Below are 16,914 nucleotides of genomic sequence, written 5' to 3' on the forward strand. Positions count from 1 at the left end.
TTGTTATAGAGCTGGTGGGCGGCTACACCGTTGCCCGCGAGCTGGTACTCAAGGCCATCGAGAATGGCAAGCATGTGGTCACCGCGAACAAGGCACTGATTGCCGTTCACGGTAATGAAATTTTCGCCAAGGCTCGCGAGAAAGGCGTGATTGTGGCGTTCGAAGCGGCTGTGGCCGGCGGCATTCCGGTGATCAAGGCGATCCGTGAAGGCCTGTCCGCCAACCGCATCAACTGGGTCGCCGGGATCATCAACGGCACCGGCAACTTCATCCTCACCGAAATGCGTGAAAAGGGTCGAACCTTCGAAGACGTGCTGGCCGAGGCGCAAGCCCTGGGTTACGCCGAAGCCGATCCGACCTTCGACGTTGAAGGCATCGACGCAGCCCACAAGCTGACGATCCTGGCCTCCATCGCGTTCGGTATCCCGCTGCAATTCGACAAGGCCTACACCGAAGGCATCACCAAGCTGACCACCGCTGACGTGAACTACGCCGAAGCGCTGGGCTACCGCATCAAGCACCTCGGCGTGGCACGCAGCACCGCTGCCGGTATCGAACTGCGCGTACACCCGACGCTGATCCCGGCTGATCGCCTGATCGCCAACGTCAACGGCGTGATGAACGCGGTCATGGTCAACGGCGATGCTGCCGGTTCTACGCTGTTCTACGGCGCAGGTGCTGGCATGGAGCCAACCGCTTCGTCGGTGATCGCCGATCTGGTGGACGTGGTTCGCGCCATGACCTCCGACCCGGAGAACCGCGTACCGCACCTGGCCTTCCAGCCGGACTCGCTGTCGGCCCATCCGATCCTGCCGATCGAAGCCTGCGAAAGCGCTTACTACCTGCGCATTCAGGCCAAGGACCATCCGGGCGTGTTGGCCCAGGTGGCGAGCATCCTGTCGGAGCGTGGCATCAACATCGAGTCGATCATGCAGAAAGAAGTGGAAGAGCATGACGGTCTGGTGCCAATGATCATGCTGACTCACCGTGTGCTGGAACAGCACATGAACGACGCGATCACCGCCCTGGAAGCGTTGGAAGGCGTGGTCGGCCCGGTCGTACGGATCCGCGTCGAGCACCTGAACTAAACAAAAGCAGCGGCAAGCTGCAAGCTCCAAGCGGCAAGTCAAAGGCAGTCTGGCTTTTACTTGCAGCTTGTAGCTTGAGACTTGAAGCTCAAACCAAAGGTTTGCCCCTATGCGTTATATCAGTACCCGCGGCCAGGCACCGGCCCTGAATTTCGAAGATGTCCTGCTGGCCGGTCTCGCCACCGACGGCGGTTTGTACGTCCCGGAAAACCTGCCACGTTTCACCCAGGAAGAAATCGCTTCCTGGGCTGGCCTGCCGTATCACGAGCTGGCCTTCCGGGTGATGCGCCCCTTCGTGACAGGCAGCATTCCCGATGCCGATTTCAAAAAAATTCTCGAAGAAACGTACGGTGTGTTTTCGCACAACGCCGTCGCGCCACTGCGTCAGCTGAACGGTAACGAGTGGGTGCTGGAGCTGTTCCACGGCCCGACCCTGGCCTTCAAGGACTTCGCCCTGCAACTCCTCGGTCGCCTGCTCGACTACGTGCTGGAAAAGCGCGGCGAGCGTGTGGTGATTGTCGGCGCTACTTCCGGTGATACCGGTTCGGCCGCCATCGAAGGCTGCAAGCATTGCGAAAACGTCGACATCTTCATCCTGCACCCGCACAACCGTGTATCCGAAGTGCAGCGTCGGCAGATGACCACCATTTTCGGTGAGAACATCCACAACATCGCCATCGAAGGCAACTTCGATGACTGCCAGGAAATGGTCAAGGCGAGCTTCGCCGATCAGAGCTTCCTCAAAGGCACGCGTCTGGTCGCGGTGAACTCGATCAACTGGGCGCGGATCATGGCCCAGATCGTCTACTACTTCCACGCATCGCTGCAATTGGGTGGCCCGGCGCGTTCGGTATCGTTCTCGGTGCCTACCGGCAATTTCGGCGACATCTTCGCCGGTTACCTGGCGCGCAACATGGGCCTGCCGATCAACCAGTTGATCGTCGCCACCAACCGCAACGACATCCTGCACCGCTTCATGAGCGGCAACCAGTACGTCAAGGAAACGCTGCACGCCACGCTGTCGCCGTCGATGGACATCATGGTGTCGTCGAACTTCGAACGCCTGCTGTTCGACTTGCACGGTCGCAACGGCGCGGCGATTGCCGGGCTGATGGACAGCTTCAAGCAGGGTGGCGGTTTCAGCGTCGAAGAGGAGCGCTGGACCGAAGCCCGCAAATTGTTTGATTCGCTGGCCGTGGACGACGTGCAAACCTGCGAAACCATTGCCGAAGTGTACGAGCAAACCGGCGAGCTGCTGGACCCACACACCGCCATCGGCGTGAAGGCGGCGCGCGAGTGCCGCCGCAGTCTGGATATTCCAATGGTGATCCTCGGCACGGCGCATCCAGTCAAATTCCCGGACGCAGTGGAGAAGGCTGGCGTAGGAAAAGCGCTTGAGCTCCCAGCACATCTTTCTGATTTGTTTGAGAGAGATGAGCGTTGCACCGTGTTGCCAAACGACCTGAAAGCCGTGCAGGCCTTTGTCAGTCAGCATGGCAACCGTGGCAAGCCGCTGTAACCGGTAAAAGCTGTCACATTTTGAAGCCCGTCTCCTGACGGGCTTTCTCATTTCTGCGTGCCACACTTGTCGCGTTTTCACCCATGAGGAAAGGGTGAGTTGATCACGAAGGAAGTGGCAATGTGGTTTTGTAGAGGGTTCAAACCAGCCGTGTGCTGGGTGTTTTTGGTAAGCGCTATCGGCTTGGTTCAAGCGGCGCTTTCAGCACAATTGGCGATTCCCGAGGCAAAGGGCTCTGTCATTGGCGCGATGATCGAGCTGGATGCCCAAGAACAAAAATGGATGGCCGAACACCCCCAGGTTATCGTCGCGTCGACGCAATACCCGCTGTATCTGTTCAAGGATGAGCACGGCCAATGGAGCGGTTTGAACAATGATGTCCTCAACCGCATCAGTGCGATGACGGGGTTGCAGTTTGTCCACGAAGAGTCGTTCTCCAACGCCCAGTTGCTCGAAAGACTGGAGAGTGGCGCGGCGGACATGAGCACGACGCTGGCGATGAACGACGAGCGCAAGACATTCCTGGATTTCAGTCATGCATTCGGTGGGGCGGGGTGGGTGTTAGTCGGGCAGGCGCGGGCGCCTGAGGTCCAGTCTCTGGAGCAACTGATGAAAAGGGTGCTGGTGCTGCCGGCCAGGCACGCGCTGGAGTCGATGATTCGTCGTGACTATCCGTCTATCGAGCTGCGTTCGGTCAAAACGTATGCCGAGGCCCGGGCGCTGGTCGAGAGCGGAGAAGCCTACGCCACCATCGAAAATGAAACCGGCGCGCAGCTCTACCCATCGGCGCAACTCAAGGTGGGGCGTATGGTGGAGGGCAAATGGGAAGCGGACTACCTGACAATACGCAAAGGTCAGCCGCAGTTGCTGAGCATCCTCAACAAGGCGCTGGAGGCGTTTCCGCCTGCCGAGTTGCGCGCCATTCGCTTGAAGTGGCTCAACGGTATCGGTCCGGTGCATGAGCCGACTGGCTGGCAACGTTTCGCCCAATGGGGTTGCTGGGGCGTTTGTATCGTCAGCGTGTTCGGCCTGTTGTCCTTGCTCTGGAATCGACGTCTGGCGGTGTTGATCCAGCAACGTCTGAAGGCCGAGAAAAATCTCAGCGATCAACTGGCCTTCCAGCACGCGTTGATGGACGCGATGCCCGATCCGATGTTTGTGCGTGATCTGGAGGGGCGGATAGTCATGTGCAACAAGAGTTATGAAGAAGGCTTGTCGACCCGTTTCGATCAGGTTCAGGGGCGACAGTTGATCGAACTCGACCTTCTGCCCAAAGCGACCGCCGAACTGCTACATGCCGAATTTATCGCCCAACTTGCCACGCGCAAGCCCCAATTCATTGAACGTCAATTGATATTCCACAATGGCGTCAGGCACGTTTACCAATGGACGGTGCCGTTCTACAGCCCCGACGGCCAATTGCGAGGTTTATTGGGGGGCTGGACCGACAGAAGCCGGCGAAAAGGAGAGTGAAGCCGTTGTTTTCTCCTTGTCATCTTTGCCGTGCATGCTCTACCAACCAGAGGCGCCGACGCGCCTGAACCTGAAATCCAGAACTTTCTTCTCGGGCCAGTGGTCATTTATTGTGAGCAGGCCCCAGGCACTTTGTTTTCGGACTATTGAGTGGTGATCGAGATGGAAAGTATCAGTCTATTGCTCGGTGAGGCGCTGAGCCCCTATCAGGTCACGCTGACCCCGTCGGGCACCCATGGCGAATGTTTGGTGACACTGAAGAATATGGCAGGTGCGATTGTCGTCGAACGGGCCTTCAATCAGGCTCAGTTGACCGACAAGCGCCTGCTGACCGATGTCGTCGACGGATTGCACCGCGACGTGCTCATTGCCGAAGGACGGCTGGAGCCCTGTGTCATCGCGGCGTTGCGCAATGCGGCCCAAGACAAAATCCTGGCCAGCCGAAATTGACGTGACTTTTGAGGGAACCTTCCTGCGCCAAGGTCAGTCAGACCCCGTAACAGCAGGATCAAGCATTGTGCTCCGGTGCTTGTAGCTTGCTGCTACGGGTCTTTATGTAGGCCACGTTTGACCCCGAGTCGTCTCCCCACTTCTCGGGGTTTCTTTTTGCCTGCGATGTGTCATTGCTCGGCTTGATGTTCGAAAAACGCTTTGGTTTCTGCCAGATAATCTTTACGCCTTTCCGGGTCGAGCCAGTCGGCATATAGCTGATCCAGTCGCTCATGAGGCAGGGTGCGCAGTAGCCGATTTATTTCGCTGATTGCCTGTCGGCCCTGGGCTGTATTGGAGCATCCAATGTGCCCGGACAGATATTTGCCCGTCCCCTTGATCGGATAAAACGCCAATTCATCATCGGAAATGTTCTCTTGACGAGCCAGGTAGCGAATTTCTGGCCAGTAGCCCAGCACCACCTGCAATCGACCCAGGCGTTGCATCTGCAACAGACTGCCAAGTGCGTCGTTACCGTAGTGAGGCGTCAGAGCGCCGGCCGGAGCCTGTTTCAGCAATGTATCGAGGACTTGTCCGTAACTGCGCTCGGCCACCACACCGACTTTCTGTCGACTGTTGGCCAGCAGCGCCGCCAGATCGACTTCACCGTCGCTCAGAAAAGGTTCCAGCACCGATCGATCTTCCTTGCGAACGACAAGGCCATTGCTCACGGCGCGAAAGGCTGGAATCGAAAACGCAATCCACTGTTCCCGCTCCTTGGTCCAGACCAGCGAGGGATCGCACGTAAACGACGGTTCGTGAAGCATTTGCATGCCACGGGCGCGGTTCACCCGCATCAGGGTGTGCTCGTATTGCGGCATGCCGGCGATCAACAGCGGTAGCATCTGATCGATGATCCCCTGACCTTTTTTCGGGCCCTCGAAGATCATCGTGGGAGGTAGGTCGCGCAACAACCAGATCAACGTCTCTTTGGGTTGCGCCGAGACAGGCAGTGCCAACCCGGCCAAAAACCAGAAAGCCGCCATTGCACACCCGTTGCGGGGAGCGTGGATGGCTGATGAAAGCAGGCGCTTCAGCTTAGATGGCCCCGTCTTCACGCAGCTTTGCGATCTGTGCGTTGTCGTAACCAAGATCGTGCAGAACCTGCGCATTGTGTTCGCCCAATTGCGGCCCGACCCATTCCGAACTGCCAGGTGTCTCTGAGAGCTTCGGCACAATGCCCGGCATTTTGAAGTTCTTGCCATCCGGAAGCTTAGCCTGCAGGAACATTTCCCGGGCGAGGTACTGCGGATCGCTGAACATGTCTTCAGCACTGAAGATCCGGCTGGCCGGAACGTCGGCCTGATTCAGCCGTTCGATGACCGTATCCAGCGGCAGCGAGTTGACCCAGCGGTCGATCACTCCATAGATCTCGTCGCGGCGGCTGTCACGCCCGTCGTTGCTGGCCAGCACCGGGTCATTGGCCAGGTCTTCGCGGCCGATGATCAGCATGAACCGTTTGAAAATCGCATCGCCATTGGCGCCGATTTGTACGTGTTTGCCGTCGGCGCTGGTGTGGATCGAGGAGGGCGTAATACCCGGCATGATGTTGCCGGTGCGTTCGCGAATGAAACCAAACACATCGAATTCCGGCACCATGCTTTCCATCATCGCGAAGATCGCTTCGTACAGCGCCACGTCGACCACTTGGCCGAGGCCGCCGTTCACTTCGCGATGACGCAGGGCCATCAGCGCGCCGATTACGCCCCAGAGCGCTGCAATCGAGTCGCCGATGGAAATCCCGGTGCGCACCGGTGGCCGGTCCTCAAACCCGGTGATGTAGCGCAGGCCGCCCATGGATTCACCGACTGCGCCAAAACCTGGCTGGTCTTTCATCGGCCCGGTCTGACCGAAACCGGAGAGGCGCACCATCACCAGTTTCGGGTTCAGCGCATGCAACACTTCCCAGCCCAGGCCGAGCTTTTCCAGGACGCCAGGGCGAAAGTTCTCGATCAGGATGTCCGCTTCACTGAGCAGCTTTTTCAGTATCGCCAGACCGTCGGGGTGTTTCAGGTTCAGGGTCAGGGACTTTTTGTTGCGCGCCTGAACGAACCACCACAGCGAGGTGCCTTCGTACAGCTTTCGCCATTTGCGCAACGGATCGCCGCCGTCGGGGGATTCGATCTTGATCACATCGGCGCCAAACTCGCCGCAAATGCGCGAGGCGAACGGCCCGGCGATCAGCGTACCCAATTCGATGACTTTCAGACCTGAGAGCGGTTTTCCGGTGAGCGGCATGCGGGATCCTGTAGGGCAAAGACTGAGCAGATGCAGAGTTTTAACATAGCCGAACGTCAGACGAGCAAGCAGAATTGCCTTCAGTTCGATGATTGCCTACAGCATCGGTTAGACTTGCTGCCTTTCCTCGTATCAAGAAGCCCGTTCATGGCCCAGCCGTCCACGACCTACAAGTTTGAACTGAACCTCACCGACCTCGATCGCAGCATCTACGAGACCGTGAAGCAGACCATCGCCCGTCACCCTTCGGAAACCGAAGAGCGCATGACCGTACGGCTGCTGGCCTACGCCTTCTGGTACAACGAGCAGCTGTCATTCGGCCGTGGTCTGTCGGACGTGGACGAACCCGCCCTGTGGGAAAAGAGCCTGGACGACCGCGTCCTGCACTGGATTGAAGTCGGCCAGCCAGACGCCGATCGCCTGACCTGGTGCTCGCGTCGCACCGAACGCACCAGCCTGCTGGCTTACGGCAGCTTGCGCGTCTGGGAAACCAAAGTGATCCCGGCCATCAAAAACCTGAAGAACGTGCACATCGCTGCCGTGCCGCAGGAAGTCCTGGAAACCCTGGCCAAAGACATGCCGCGGGTGATCAAGTGGGACGTGATGATCAGCGAAGGGACGATTTTCGTCACCGACGACCGTGGTCAGCACGAAGTCCAGTTGCAATGGTTGAGCGGCGAACGCGGCTGATTATTCGCTGCGGGCCCGTTTCACCCGGTTTTATCCTACGTATTCAAGAGAAGCACCTTTCACCCCATGCGCATCGAACCTCGCCTGTTGCCCGACACCCTGCCATTTCTCGGTGATCTGCCACCGCTGCTGACCCGCCTGTACGCGGCGCGGGGCGTGTTGACCGAGGCTGAACTGGACAAGAGCCTGGCGCGGCTGATTCCATTTCAGCAGCTCAAGGGCATTGATGCCGCCGTGGATTTGCTGGTGACGGCGTTGCAGCAGCGGCAACGGATTTTGATTGTCGGCGACTTTGACGCCGATGGTGCGACGGCCAGTACCGTGGGCGTGTTGGGATTGCGCCTGTTGGGCGCGGCTCACGTCGACTATCTGGTGCCGAACCGGTTTGAGTACGGCTACGGCCTGACGCCGGAAATCGTCGAAGTGGCGTTGACTCGCACGCCGCAATTACTGATCACCGTGGACAACGGTATTTCCAGTGTCGAAGGCGTGGCAGCGGCCAAGAAAGCGGGCCTCAACGTGCTGGTCACCGACCACCACCTGCCTGGCGATGAACTGCCGCTGGCCGATGCCATCGTCAATCCGAACCAGCCAGGGTGCGAATTTCCGAGTAAGGCACTGGCCGGCGTCGGCGTTATTTTCTATGTGCTGATGGCCCTGCGCGCCCGCTTGCGCAGCCTCGGCTGGTACGAGAGCAAGGCGCAGCCGAACATTGGCGAATTGCTGGACCTGGTGGCGCTGGGCAGTGTGGCTGACGTGGTGCCGCTGGATGCGAACAACCGGATTCTGGTGCACCAGGGCCTTGAGCGAATTCGCGCCGGACGTGCCCGGCCGGGCATCAAGGCAATCCTTGAGGTGGCCAAGCGTGATCATGCCCGCATCACTTCCACGGATTTGGGCTTCATTGTCGGCCCGCGCCTGAACGCGGCAGGTCGCCTGGACGACATGAGCCTGGGCATCGAGTGTCTGCTCACTGAAGACGCGGCTCTGGCGAGGGAAATGGCCGTGCAACTCGACGGCATGAACCAGGACCGCAAATCCATCGAACAGGGCATGCAGCGTGAAGCGCTGGCGCAACTGAAGGATTTGCCGGTCGAGTCGATGCCATTCGGTTTGTGCCTGTTTGATCCCGAGTGGCACCAGGGTGTCATCGGCATCCTCGCTTCGCGTATGAAAGAGCGCTATTTCCGGCCGACCATCGCCTTCGCCGATGCCGGCGATGGCTTGCTCAAGGGCTCGGGACGTTCGGTTCAGGGGTTCCACATTCGTGACGCATTGAGCGTGGTGGCGGCGCAGCATCCAAATCTGATCAGCAAATACGGTGGCCATGCCATGGCGGCTGGCCTGACACTGCCGGAAGCGAATTTTCCGATGTTCGCCGAGGCCTTCGACGCTGAAGTGCGCCGGCAATTGCGCGAAGAAGACCTGACCGGACGCCTGCTGTCGGACGGCACGCTGGCGGTCGAAGAGTTTCACCTGGAACTGGCCCGCGCCCTGCGTCATGCCGGTCCTTGGGGACAGCACTTCCCGGAACCGTTGTTCCATGGCGTGTTCCAGTTGGTGGAGCAGCGTGTCGTCGGCGAACGCCACCTGAAAGTCGTGCTGAAAAGCGAATGCGGCTCGGTAAAACTGGACGGTATCGCCTTCGGCATCGACCGCGAAATCTGGCCGAACCCGACCATTAAGTGGGTGGAACTGGCCTACAAACTCGACCTCAACGAGTTTCGCGGTAACGAGACTGTGCAGCTGATGATTGCCCACATCGAACCGCGATAGCGATCTCCCTGACGCCAAATATCCCCGGAACCCTCCCTCATCTCTCCGATGTCGACTAGGCTCTAATCACTGCTTGATTATCCTTGTGACGTCTTGTCGAATTTTTTGCCCGCGGGGGCGGGTGCTGCGCCTTTTTCCTGTCACTCGTCGACTTTTCAAACAGAACCCTGGAGCCTGCCCACTGATACGAGAGGTGACCCATGAGTCTGCTGCTTGAACCCTATACCTTGCGTCAATTGACCCTTCTCAACCGTATCGCAGTATCCCCGATGTGCCAGTATTCCAGCGTCGATGGGCTGGCCAATGACTGGCACCTCGTTCACCTTGGCAGTCGCGCGGTCGGCGGCGCCGGCCTGGTGTTTACCGAAGCCACGGCAGTCACCGCCGACGGGCGCATCACCGCCCAGGACCTCGGCCTGTGGAACGACGAACAGATTGACCCCCTGCAACGCATTACGCGCTTTATCGCCGCTCAGGGCGCTGTAGCCGGCATCCAGTTGGCGCACGCCGGGCGCAAGGCCAGCACCCATCGGCCGTGGCTCGGCAAACATGGCAGCGTTAAACCCGAAGACGGCGGCTGGGTGCCGGTGGGGCCGTCGACGATTGCCTTTGACCCGCAGCACACCCACCCACGACAACTCGATGAAAGCGAAATCGCCGAGGTGGTTCAGGCCTTTGTAGACTCGGCCAAGCGCGCACTGACGGCCGGTTTCAAAGTGGTCGAAATACACGCCGCCCACGGTTACCTGCTGCATCAATTTCTGTCGCCCCTGAGCAATCAGCGGCGCGATCAATATGGCGGTTCGTTCGAGAATCGTATTCGGCTGGTGCTGCAAGTCACCGAAGCGGTACGTGCGGTGTGGCCTGAAGAGCTGCCGCTGTTTGTGCGGGTGTCGGCCACCGATTGGGTGGAGGACGGCTGGAACCCGGATGAAACCGTGGAGCTGGCGCGACGCCTCCAAGCGTTGGGCGTTGACCTGATCGACGTTTCGTCAGGCGGTACGGCGGCCAATGCCGAAATCCCCACAGGCCCCGGTTATCAAACCCGCTTCGCCGAGCGCGTGCGCAAGGAGTCGGGCATTGCCACTGGCACGGTCGGCATGATTACCGAGCCGGCCCAGGCCGAGCATATCTTGCGCACGTGCCAGGCAGACATCATTTTCCTGGCGCGAGAACTGTTGCGTGATCCGTATTGGCCGCTGCATGCCGATGATGATCTGGGCGGGCGCAAGGCGATCTGGCCCGCGCAGTACCAACGGGCGACGCACCGGGAGCAGCCGATACATGAGTCGGATTTGCGTGACTGAGTGAGGCGGTGAAAACAAAAAGCCCCGATCGTTGTGATTGGGGCTTTTGTGATTTTTGGCGGGGATTTTTGTAATACTGGACCGGCCCCATCGCCAGCAGGCTAGCTCCCACAGTTGATCTTTGTCATACACAAAATCTGTGTCTGATGGATATCCACTGTGGGAGCTAGCCTGCTGGCGATGAGGCCAGTCCAGACACCCAATGCCTGTCAGGTGTACTTACGCTTATCCGGCGCCGGCGGAAAATACTGATACAACCAGGTCTCACTCAACGTCCGGTCATTGGTACGAATGAACAACCGCAGCTCCACCGGCTCCACGCTGTCATTGGTCGGGAACCAGTCGAAGGTAATGCGATAGCCCTTGATGTCATCCAGCACTAGCACATTGAAGTCCTTCACCTCTCCGTTCGAGCACGTCACCACCGGCTCAATCCCGGCGCCTTCCGGCAAGCGATCCAGACCGCCCCCGGTGAAGTCCACCGCAAAGCGCCGTGCCCAGACTTGCGGGTAGTGCTCGCCCGGCGCCCAGCCCTCGGTGAAGCCACCCATGCCTGAACGCGTAGCATTGACCCGCGCCAGCGGCGTACCGACCGGTGGCAGCGCGCTCCAGTAGAGCTTGTAGCCGTAATTCAGGGAATCCCCGGCCGCGACCGGTTTTTTCGGGGTCCAGAACGCGACGATGTTATCCAGCGTCTCGCCGGTTGTAGGAATTTCCAGCAGGTCGATAGAGCCTTCGCCCCACGCGGTTGTAGGTTCGACCCACAGGCTCGGGCGCTTGCTGTACCAGTCGACAGTGTCTTGATAGCTGGCGAACTCATGGTCGGTCTGTACCAGGCCGAAACCCTTCGGATCGGTGTCGGCGAAGGCATTGAATTGCAGTGTCGCCGGGTTGTTCAGCGGGCGGCAGATCCACTCGCCATTACCGCGCCACATCGCCAGACGATCCGAGTCGTGGATCTGCGGGTGAATGGTGTCGCACATGCGACGCTCATGGGTACCGCAGCTGAACATGCTGGTCATCGGCGCGATGCCCAATTGCTCGATGGCAGTACGCGCGTTGATATGGGCATCGACACCCATGACAACCTGGTTGGCCTGGCAATCGATGTCGAAACGGTAAGCACCGGTGGCACTCGGCGAATCCAGCAGGGCATAGACCACAAAGCGGGTGCTGTCCTTGTCCGGGGTCTCGAACCAGAACTTGGTGAAGTCCGGAAACTCCTCGCGCTTCTTGGCGTACGTATCAATCACCAGCCCGCGCGCCGACAGCCCGTACTGCCCGGTGTTATCCACCGCACGGAAGTAACTTGCACCCAGGAAGGACAATACATCGTGGCGGTCCAGCTCAGGGGCCTTGAACAATTTGAACCCGGAAAACCCCAGGTCGCCCGTGAGCTGCTTGGTGTCGACGGTGGTTTTTTCATAGTTGAACAGGGAAGGGCGGAAATGCACCTCCCGCGCCTGGCGGGTCTTGGGGTCAACGCTGTACATGCGCACCGGCTGCTTGAACCCCATGCCGACGTGGAAAAACTGCACGTCCAGCTGACCGTTCAAATCCTTCCACAGCGAGTGATTCGCGTCGTAGCGGATCGCGTTGAAGTTTTGCGGCGTCATGGTCGCCAGCGTCGGCGGCAGCACCTGCTTGGTGTCCTGATAGCGGTTGCCGGCGAGTTGCTTGGCCTGAATTTTCAGCGCTTCAAAATCGAACGCCTGGGCCTCGCCATCCGCCGTACCGCTGCCCGCCCAGGCACGGGCGGCCAGCAGTCCGGTGGCCGACAAACCGGTGTAGGCCGCGATAGCCATGGACGCTTTGAGCAAATTCCTGCGATGCATAAGTACAACCTGTCGTGAGCAATCCCGCGCCGTTCCTGGCACGTACTGGATCAGAAATAACGGTTCGGACATGCCTTCGACCAAACGCAACGGACTTTAAACAGATGCCAAATAGCTTAAACCGTTCGGTTGCAGACAAAAATTGATGGATAGCACTTTGACAGTTTGGCAATGAAACAAGAAATGTCGGTTAACAATTCCCACAGTACTTTCTGATTTATAGGGCATTTCTGCTTTTTTTGACTAATTACTCTAAAAACCGCTTTTCAGCGCCGGGAATGTTCCTATTCTGTGCTCATGACCGGCTTCTGCCCTTAAGGCCGGCGACAAACAAAAAGGAGAGGGCGATGCGGTTTTTGAAGTTTTCTCGAACATATAAAAGGACATCGTCGATGACGAAAGTACAAGGCATCACCGAAATGTTAGGCCTCTTCCCATGCCTGGCAAGCGGCCGTCGAAGGCGCCGGCTCAACCCGGACGAAATGAAGTTGTTGGAAAGGTATCGAGAGCTGTCGGAGAGTGACCGGATTGCGATGCGGTATCTGGTGGATGCGATGCGGACTGTTTCGCGGTTTTGATGGTTGGACATTGAGTCTTGTTGGAAAGCAAAGGGGCGGACGGTAAAGTCCGCCCCTTTTTCATTTTTTCACCCTGCCTTCAACTGCAAGTGCCCACGATTGTGAATGGTCGTTGTGCTTGCATCAGGTCAGGCATGTCCCGCCATTTGATCCAGGCTTGATGCTGCCAATGCAGAAGCGGTACGGAGATTCCGGCCCACTGCAATGAACTCAGGCTTGGAATGTTATCCACAGCCGCTTTCGACTCACGCAGCGTAGGTATGACTTCGTTGCTTAGCCATTGGCGCAAGTTTCGGTTTTCAGGAACGAAATGGTGGACCAGCAGGGCGTACATCCCTGATTCGCTGACCATCAACGATTCGATGGTTTTGCCGTTTCTCAGCAACCAGACCTGTTGGCGCTGATCGGGGTCAAGCTTCAGGGTAAGGCGTTGATCCAGAGTGCGGCCCATCAGGCGACCGAGGTCCTGGACGCAGAACCAGGCTTGATTGGCGTGCATGAAAGCGTGAAGAAAGCGGTTGTGGCGGGTGAAGACGGTTGGGGTGAAATGAGGATGGATTTCGGACGGATTTAGCGTGTGTTCAAGCATCTTTCGACTCCAAGTTGAAAAGGGAGCCGCCACTCGGAGGAGCGCGGTTGCGCCATGTTGATGATGTACCGGTTTCGACCCCGGGTCGCTGACTTGGCGGCAACGAGGTGAAGCCTATCGTTCAGGCGCTCGCGTCGCCAAGTCTGTTCTGACGCCGCATGTTGTAGGAATTGGTGCTTTGACCGGAAGGTTCGATCTGTAGGAATTTCCTGTTTTTGCATGAGAGTCAGCGCCACGCGGCGTTCGACTGGAATCTCTGTTTTTCATTGCCTATGGTCAAAAAGCGCCAAGGAAATTTCGGTGCTTAACGGACAGGCTTAAAAATGGAGAATGCCTTGAAAGTATCCCTCAAACAGATAAATGGTCCTTGGGACCTGGGATGGGTGCTGGACAAGCACATGATAAGTAGTACCTTTCTTGGGGAAGATGAGCACGGAAATCCACGCTTCGATAACCACCGTACCGAGGTAGGACAGGCCACCTATCAGCTCAAATACCAGAAGGATTGGAGTCAGGTGAGCCCTCTTGCACAAGCCGTAGCTACGAATGTTTTACCTAAGCTTGCTCAAGTAGGGTTCGTAGTCCCTATGCCGGCTTCGAATGTACGTGTACGACAACCCGTTACTGAGGTTGCCGTGGAGTTAGGACGAATATTAGGAAAGCCTGTATTCTCAGATTTACTCCGAAAGGCCGCTACGGGACACTCACTTAAAGATTTGCATTCCAAGGCTGAAAAAATTGCTGCTATTGGAGCTAGCTTCAGTGTGAATGATGAAATTACCAATACAGGCTGTTGGAACGTTTTGGTCGTTGATGATTTGTTTGACAGTGGGGCTTCAATGGATGCTGCCTGTGCTGCTTTACGCAAATATCCAAAAGTGGGAAAAATTTACGTCACGGCATTAACTTGGAAATGAGATAGATGACAACTGTATTTATTGCGGGCTCTATTAATATCAAGCACCTTGATCCGAAGGTTAAAGAGCGTATCAATAATATTGTTGATTCAGAGTTTGATGTCGTGGTTGGCGACGCAGGCGGAGCCGATACATCTATTCAAGAGTATCTGTTAAGCCTGTCTCGATCTAAAACTACTATTTATTGCAGTGGCGTGGTGCCGCGAAATAATCTTGGAGAATGGCCAGCTAGAACGGTGGAAACCAAGCACTCCAAAGGGTCGCGAGCTTTTTTTACGGCGAAGGATGTTGTCATGGCCGAAGCCGCGGATTACGGCCTGATGATATGGGATGCCAAAAGTACTGGAACATTGAGTAACGTTATTGAGCTGTTGTCTAGAAAGAAAAAATCGCTCGTTTTCGTTAATAAGGAAAAAGCATTTAAGGTGGTAGGGGATGTGAGTCAGCTTGAGGAACTTGTTGCGTTTATGTCAGATTACGCTAGACAAAAGGCAGATGAGAAAATCAAGCTTTTCGATCGCATTTCTTTGCTGAAGCACGATCAAACAGAGCTGTTGCTTTGATGGTTTTCTCTTCAGTCAATAGCTGTCACTAACCCCCTTTCTCCTGGAGTGTGAGAAAGGGGATATTTCAGCGTCGGCACCACTAACGATGTCGAGTGGGCAAAAAACCTTTACCGACTAACCTTACACGCATCCCCTGCAGGCGCCGTGCCATGGTCATACGGCTTGGCAATCCACATGTACAACAACCCCAAACCAATCACGATCGCAGTGCTCAACACCATGGCGTAGTTGATGTACCACGCCGCATCCGGCGTACGTGGCCAGGCCATGTTGATGATTGCGCCGACACCGTAGACCAGCGCGCCGATGTTCACCAGCCAGCCCCATGCACCGAGGGTGAATTTGCCGCTCGGTTTCCAGCCTTTCATCCGTGCATAAAGTGCCCCGAGGACGATCATCTGGAAGGCCAGGTAGATGCCGATCGCCGCGAAGCTGACGATGGTTGCGACGGCGTCTTGCAGGAAGAAGCCGAGGATGATGATCAGCGCCGGCAGGATGCCCGACACGAACAGCGCAGCAACCGGCACCTGAGTGGTTGGCGAGATCTTCTTCAGCAGTGAACTGCCGATGACCATTTCGTCACGCGCGTAGGAATACAGCAGACGACTCGCCGCCGCTTGCAGGCTGATGACGCAGGAGATGAAGGAAATCATGACCACGCCCATCACCACTTTCGAACCGACCGGGCCGAAGGCGTTGTTGAGGATGGTGGTGACCGGGTCCTTGTCGGTGCCGTTGATCACGGCTTGCATGTCCGGCACCGCGAGGATCAGCGCCAGGCAGGCGAACATCGCTGCGACGCCGCCGATGTAGATGGTCATGCGCATGGCTACCGGGATTTTCTTGCTCGGGTTCGGGGTTTCTTCGGCCACATCGCCGCAGGCCTCGAAGCCGTAGTACAGGAACATCCCCGCCAGCGAAGCCGTGAGGAAGGCTGGCAGGTACGAGCCGTCTATGCTGATGTCGAAGGTGTTGAACAACACGCTGAGCGGTTGGTGACGCTCGAAGACCAGCAGGTAAACGCCGACGATCACCGCGCCGATCAATTCACACAGGAAGCCGAACATGGCGATGCGCGCCAGCATCTTGGTGCCGCTGAGGTTGACCAGGGTGGCGAACAGCGTCAGGAACAGGGCGATGATGATGTTGGTGTTGCCGCTCGGTTCGAAGCCCATCATGGCGGCCAGGTACGGGCCGGCGCCGACGGCAACAGCCGCGATGGTCACGCACAAGGCGATGGAGTAGATCCAGCCGACCATCCACGCCCAGCGTTTACCCACCAAGCGGCGGGCCCACGGGTAGACGCCACCGGAAATCGGAAATTGCGAAACCACTTCACCGAAGATCAGGCACACCAGCAACTGGCCGCAACCGACCAACAAATAAGCCCAGAACATAGGTGGCCCGCCTGCGGCGAGGCACAGGCCGAAGAGGGTATAAACCCCTACGACCGGGGAGAGATAGGTGAAGCCCAGGGCGAAGTTTTCCCACAGACTCATGCTGCGATTGAAGTTCGACGTGTAACCCAGCTTGCGTAACTGCTCGGTGTCGCTGTCGGCGACGGCTGCAGCGAGTTCGGGTGTTGTACTCATAGTGTGTCAGCTCCGGAAAATCGGCAGATTTCGGATGTCCGAAACCGTGGCGGGGCCGTGAAGGCGCTGCCAGGATCGGTGGTTATTGTTTTGTTTTCTTTGGGGTGGAACCTGGGTGGTGCTAAGTGCCGGTTTCGACCTTGAAACCGAGGTGACACATTCGCGGCGGTGCGGCGATCCGACAAGCCCGGCTCCTACAGGTTTTGTGGCGTGCCCCAATCATGCGAACGACATCAATCCTGTAGGAGCTGGCTTGC

15 protein-coding genes are annotated in these 16,914 nt (G+C 57.6%); 10 read left to right on the forward strand and 5 right to left on the reverse strand.

Features of this window, described 5'->3' with window-relative positions; all coding sequences use genetic code 11:
* The 4 genes from AC1DSG_RS01745 to AC1DSG_RS01760 all read left to right on the forward strand — a co-directional run.
* The coding region (locus tag AC1DSG_RS01745; RefSeq protein ID WP_477789304.1) for a homoserine dehydrogenase at positions 1-1,088 on the forward strand (1,088 nt) is incomplete at its 5' end.
* 109 nt (positions 1,089-1,197) lie between these two features.
* Positions 1,198-2,607 carry a threonine synthase gene (thrC, locus tag AC1DSG_RS01750; protein ID WP_477789305.1) on the forward strand — a complete coding sequence of 470 codons (1,410 nt, stop codon included), beginning with the start codon at positions 1,198-1,200 and terminating at the stop codon, positions 2,605-2,607.
* Positions 2,608-2,727: 120 nt separating this feature from the next.
* The gene (locus tag AC1DSG_RS01755) at positions 2,728-4,080 is read left to right on the forward strand and encodes a transporter substrate-binding domain-containing protein (protein ID WP_477789306.1); all 1,353 of its coding nucleotides are present in this window, start codon (positions 2,728-2,730) and stop codon (positions 4,078-4,080) included.
* A gap of 162 nt (positions 4,081-4,242) precedes the next feature.
* Entirely contained in the window at positions 4,243-4,530 is a 288-nt protein-coding gene (locus AC1DSG_RS01760) for a DUF3509 domain-containing protein (RefSeq protein WP_477789307.1), read from the forward strand.
* 170 nt (positions 4,531-4,700) lie between these two features.
* On the opposite strand, the gene AC1DSG_RS01765 is transcribed toward AC1DSG_RS01760, so the two are convergent.
* Together AC1DSG_RS01765 and AC1DSG_RS01770 are read right to left on the reverse strand one after the other, a co-directional pair.
* Complete coding sequence (locus tag AC1DSG_RS01765) at positions 4,701-5,627, reverse strand: TIGR02285 family protein (RefSeq protein WP_477789308.1); 927 nt, start codon at positions 5,625-5,627, stop codon at positions 4,701-4,703.
* Positions 5,608-6,807, reverse strand: coding sequence for a CaiB/BaiF CoA transferase family protein (locus AC1DSG_RS01770; RefSeq protein ID WP_477789309.1), 1,200 nt, complete (start codon positions 6,805-6,807; stop codon positions 5,608-5,610). Before AC1DSG_RS01770 ends, AC1DSG_RS01765 begins: the two co-directional genes overlap by 20 nt.
* 147 nt (positions 6,808-6,954) lie before the next feature.
* On the opposite strand from AC1DSG_RS01770, the gene AC1DSG_RS01775 reads away from it, so the two are divergent.
* The 3 genes from AC1DSG_RS01775 (at position 6,955) to AC1DSG_RS01785 (ending at position 10,580) form a co-directional block, all read left to right on the forward strand.
* The gene (locus tag AC1DSG_RS01775; protein ID WP_084321888.1) at positions 6,955-7,497 is read left to right on the forward strand and encodes a YaeQ family protein; all 543 of its coding nucleotides are present in this window, start codon (positions 6,955-6,957) and stop codon (positions 7,495-7,497) included.
* A gap of 66 nt (positions 7,498-7,563) precedes the next feature.
* Positions 7,564-9,273 carry a single-stranded-DNA-specific exonuclease RecJ gene (gene recJ / locus AC1DSG_RS01780; protein ID WP_477789310.1) on the forward strand — a complete coding sequence of 570 codons (1,710 nt, stop codon included), beginning with the start codon at positions 7,564-7,566 and terminating at the stop codon, positions 9,271-9,273.
* Between the two features lie 200 nt (positions 9,274-9,473).
* Positions 9,474-10,580 (forward strand): NADH:flavin oxidoreductase/NADH oxidase, encoded by a 1,107-nt coding sequence (locus AC1DSG_RS01785; RefSeq protein WP_477789311.1) that lies wholly within the window; start codon positions 9,474-9,476, stop codon positions 10,578-10,580.
* Between the two features lie 209 nt (positions 10,581-10,789).
* On the opposite strand, the gene AC1DSG_RS01790 is transcribed toward AC1DSG_RS01785, so the two are convergent.
* Positions 10,790-12,415: a glucan biosynthesis protein D gene (locus AC1DSG_RS01790; RefSeq protein ID WP_477789312.1), complete on the reverse strand. Its 1,626-nt coding sequence runs from the start codon at positions 12,413-12,415 to the stop codon at positions 10,790-10,792.
* Positions 12,416-12,807: 392 nt separating this feature from the next.
* On the opposite strand from AC1DSG_RS01790, the gene AC1DSG_RS01795 reads away from it, so the two are divergent.
* A complete protein-coding gene (locus tag AC1DSG_RS01795) occupies positions 12,808-12,993 on the forward strand; it encodes a hypothetical protein (protein ID WP_477789313.1) in 186 nt (61 codons plus the stop codon).
* Between the two features lie 79 nt (positions 12,994-13,072).
* On the opposite strand, the gene AC1DSG_RS01800 is transcribed toward AC1DSG_RS01795, so the two are convergent.
* Positions 13,073-13,582, reverse strand: a complete 510-nt coding sequence (locus AC1DSG_RS01800) for a BRO-N domain-containing protein (RefSeq protein WP_477789314.1) — start codon at positions 13,580-13,582, stop codon at positions 13,073-13,075.
* A 335-nt stretch (positions 13,583-13,917) separates the two neighbouring features.
* Between AC1DSG_RS01800 and AC1DSG_RS01805 the strand changes: the two genes are divergently transcribed.
* Both AC1DSG_RS01805 and AC1DSG_RS01810 read left to right on the forward strand, forming a co-directional pair.
* The gene (locus AC1DSG_RS01805) at positions 13,918-14,499 is read left to right on the forward strand and encodes a ComF family protein (RefSeq protein ID WP_477789315.1); all 582 of its coding nucleotides are present in this window, start codon (positions 13,918-13,920) and stop codon (positions 14,497-14,499) included.
* A gap of 5 nt (positions 14,500-14,504) precedes the next feature.
* A complete protein-coding gene (locus AC1DSG_RS01810; RefSeq protein ID WP_477789316.1) occupies positions 14,505-15,062 on the forward strand; it encodes a hypothetical protein in 558 nt (185 codons plus the stop codon).
* A 110-nt stretch (positions 15,063-15,172) separates the two neighbouring features.
* On the opposite strand, the gene AC1DSG_RS01815 is transcribed toward AC1DSG_RS01810, so the two are convergent.
* Complete coding sequence (locus AC1DSG_RS01815) at positions 15,173-16,657, reverse strand: APC family permease (protein ID WP_477789317.1); 1,485 nt, start codon at positions 16,655-16,657, stop codon at positions 15,173-15,175.
* Between the last annotated feature and the right edge of the window lie 257 nt (positions 16,658-16,914).

Source organism: Pseudomonas sp. P5_A12 (assembly GCF_056400685.1).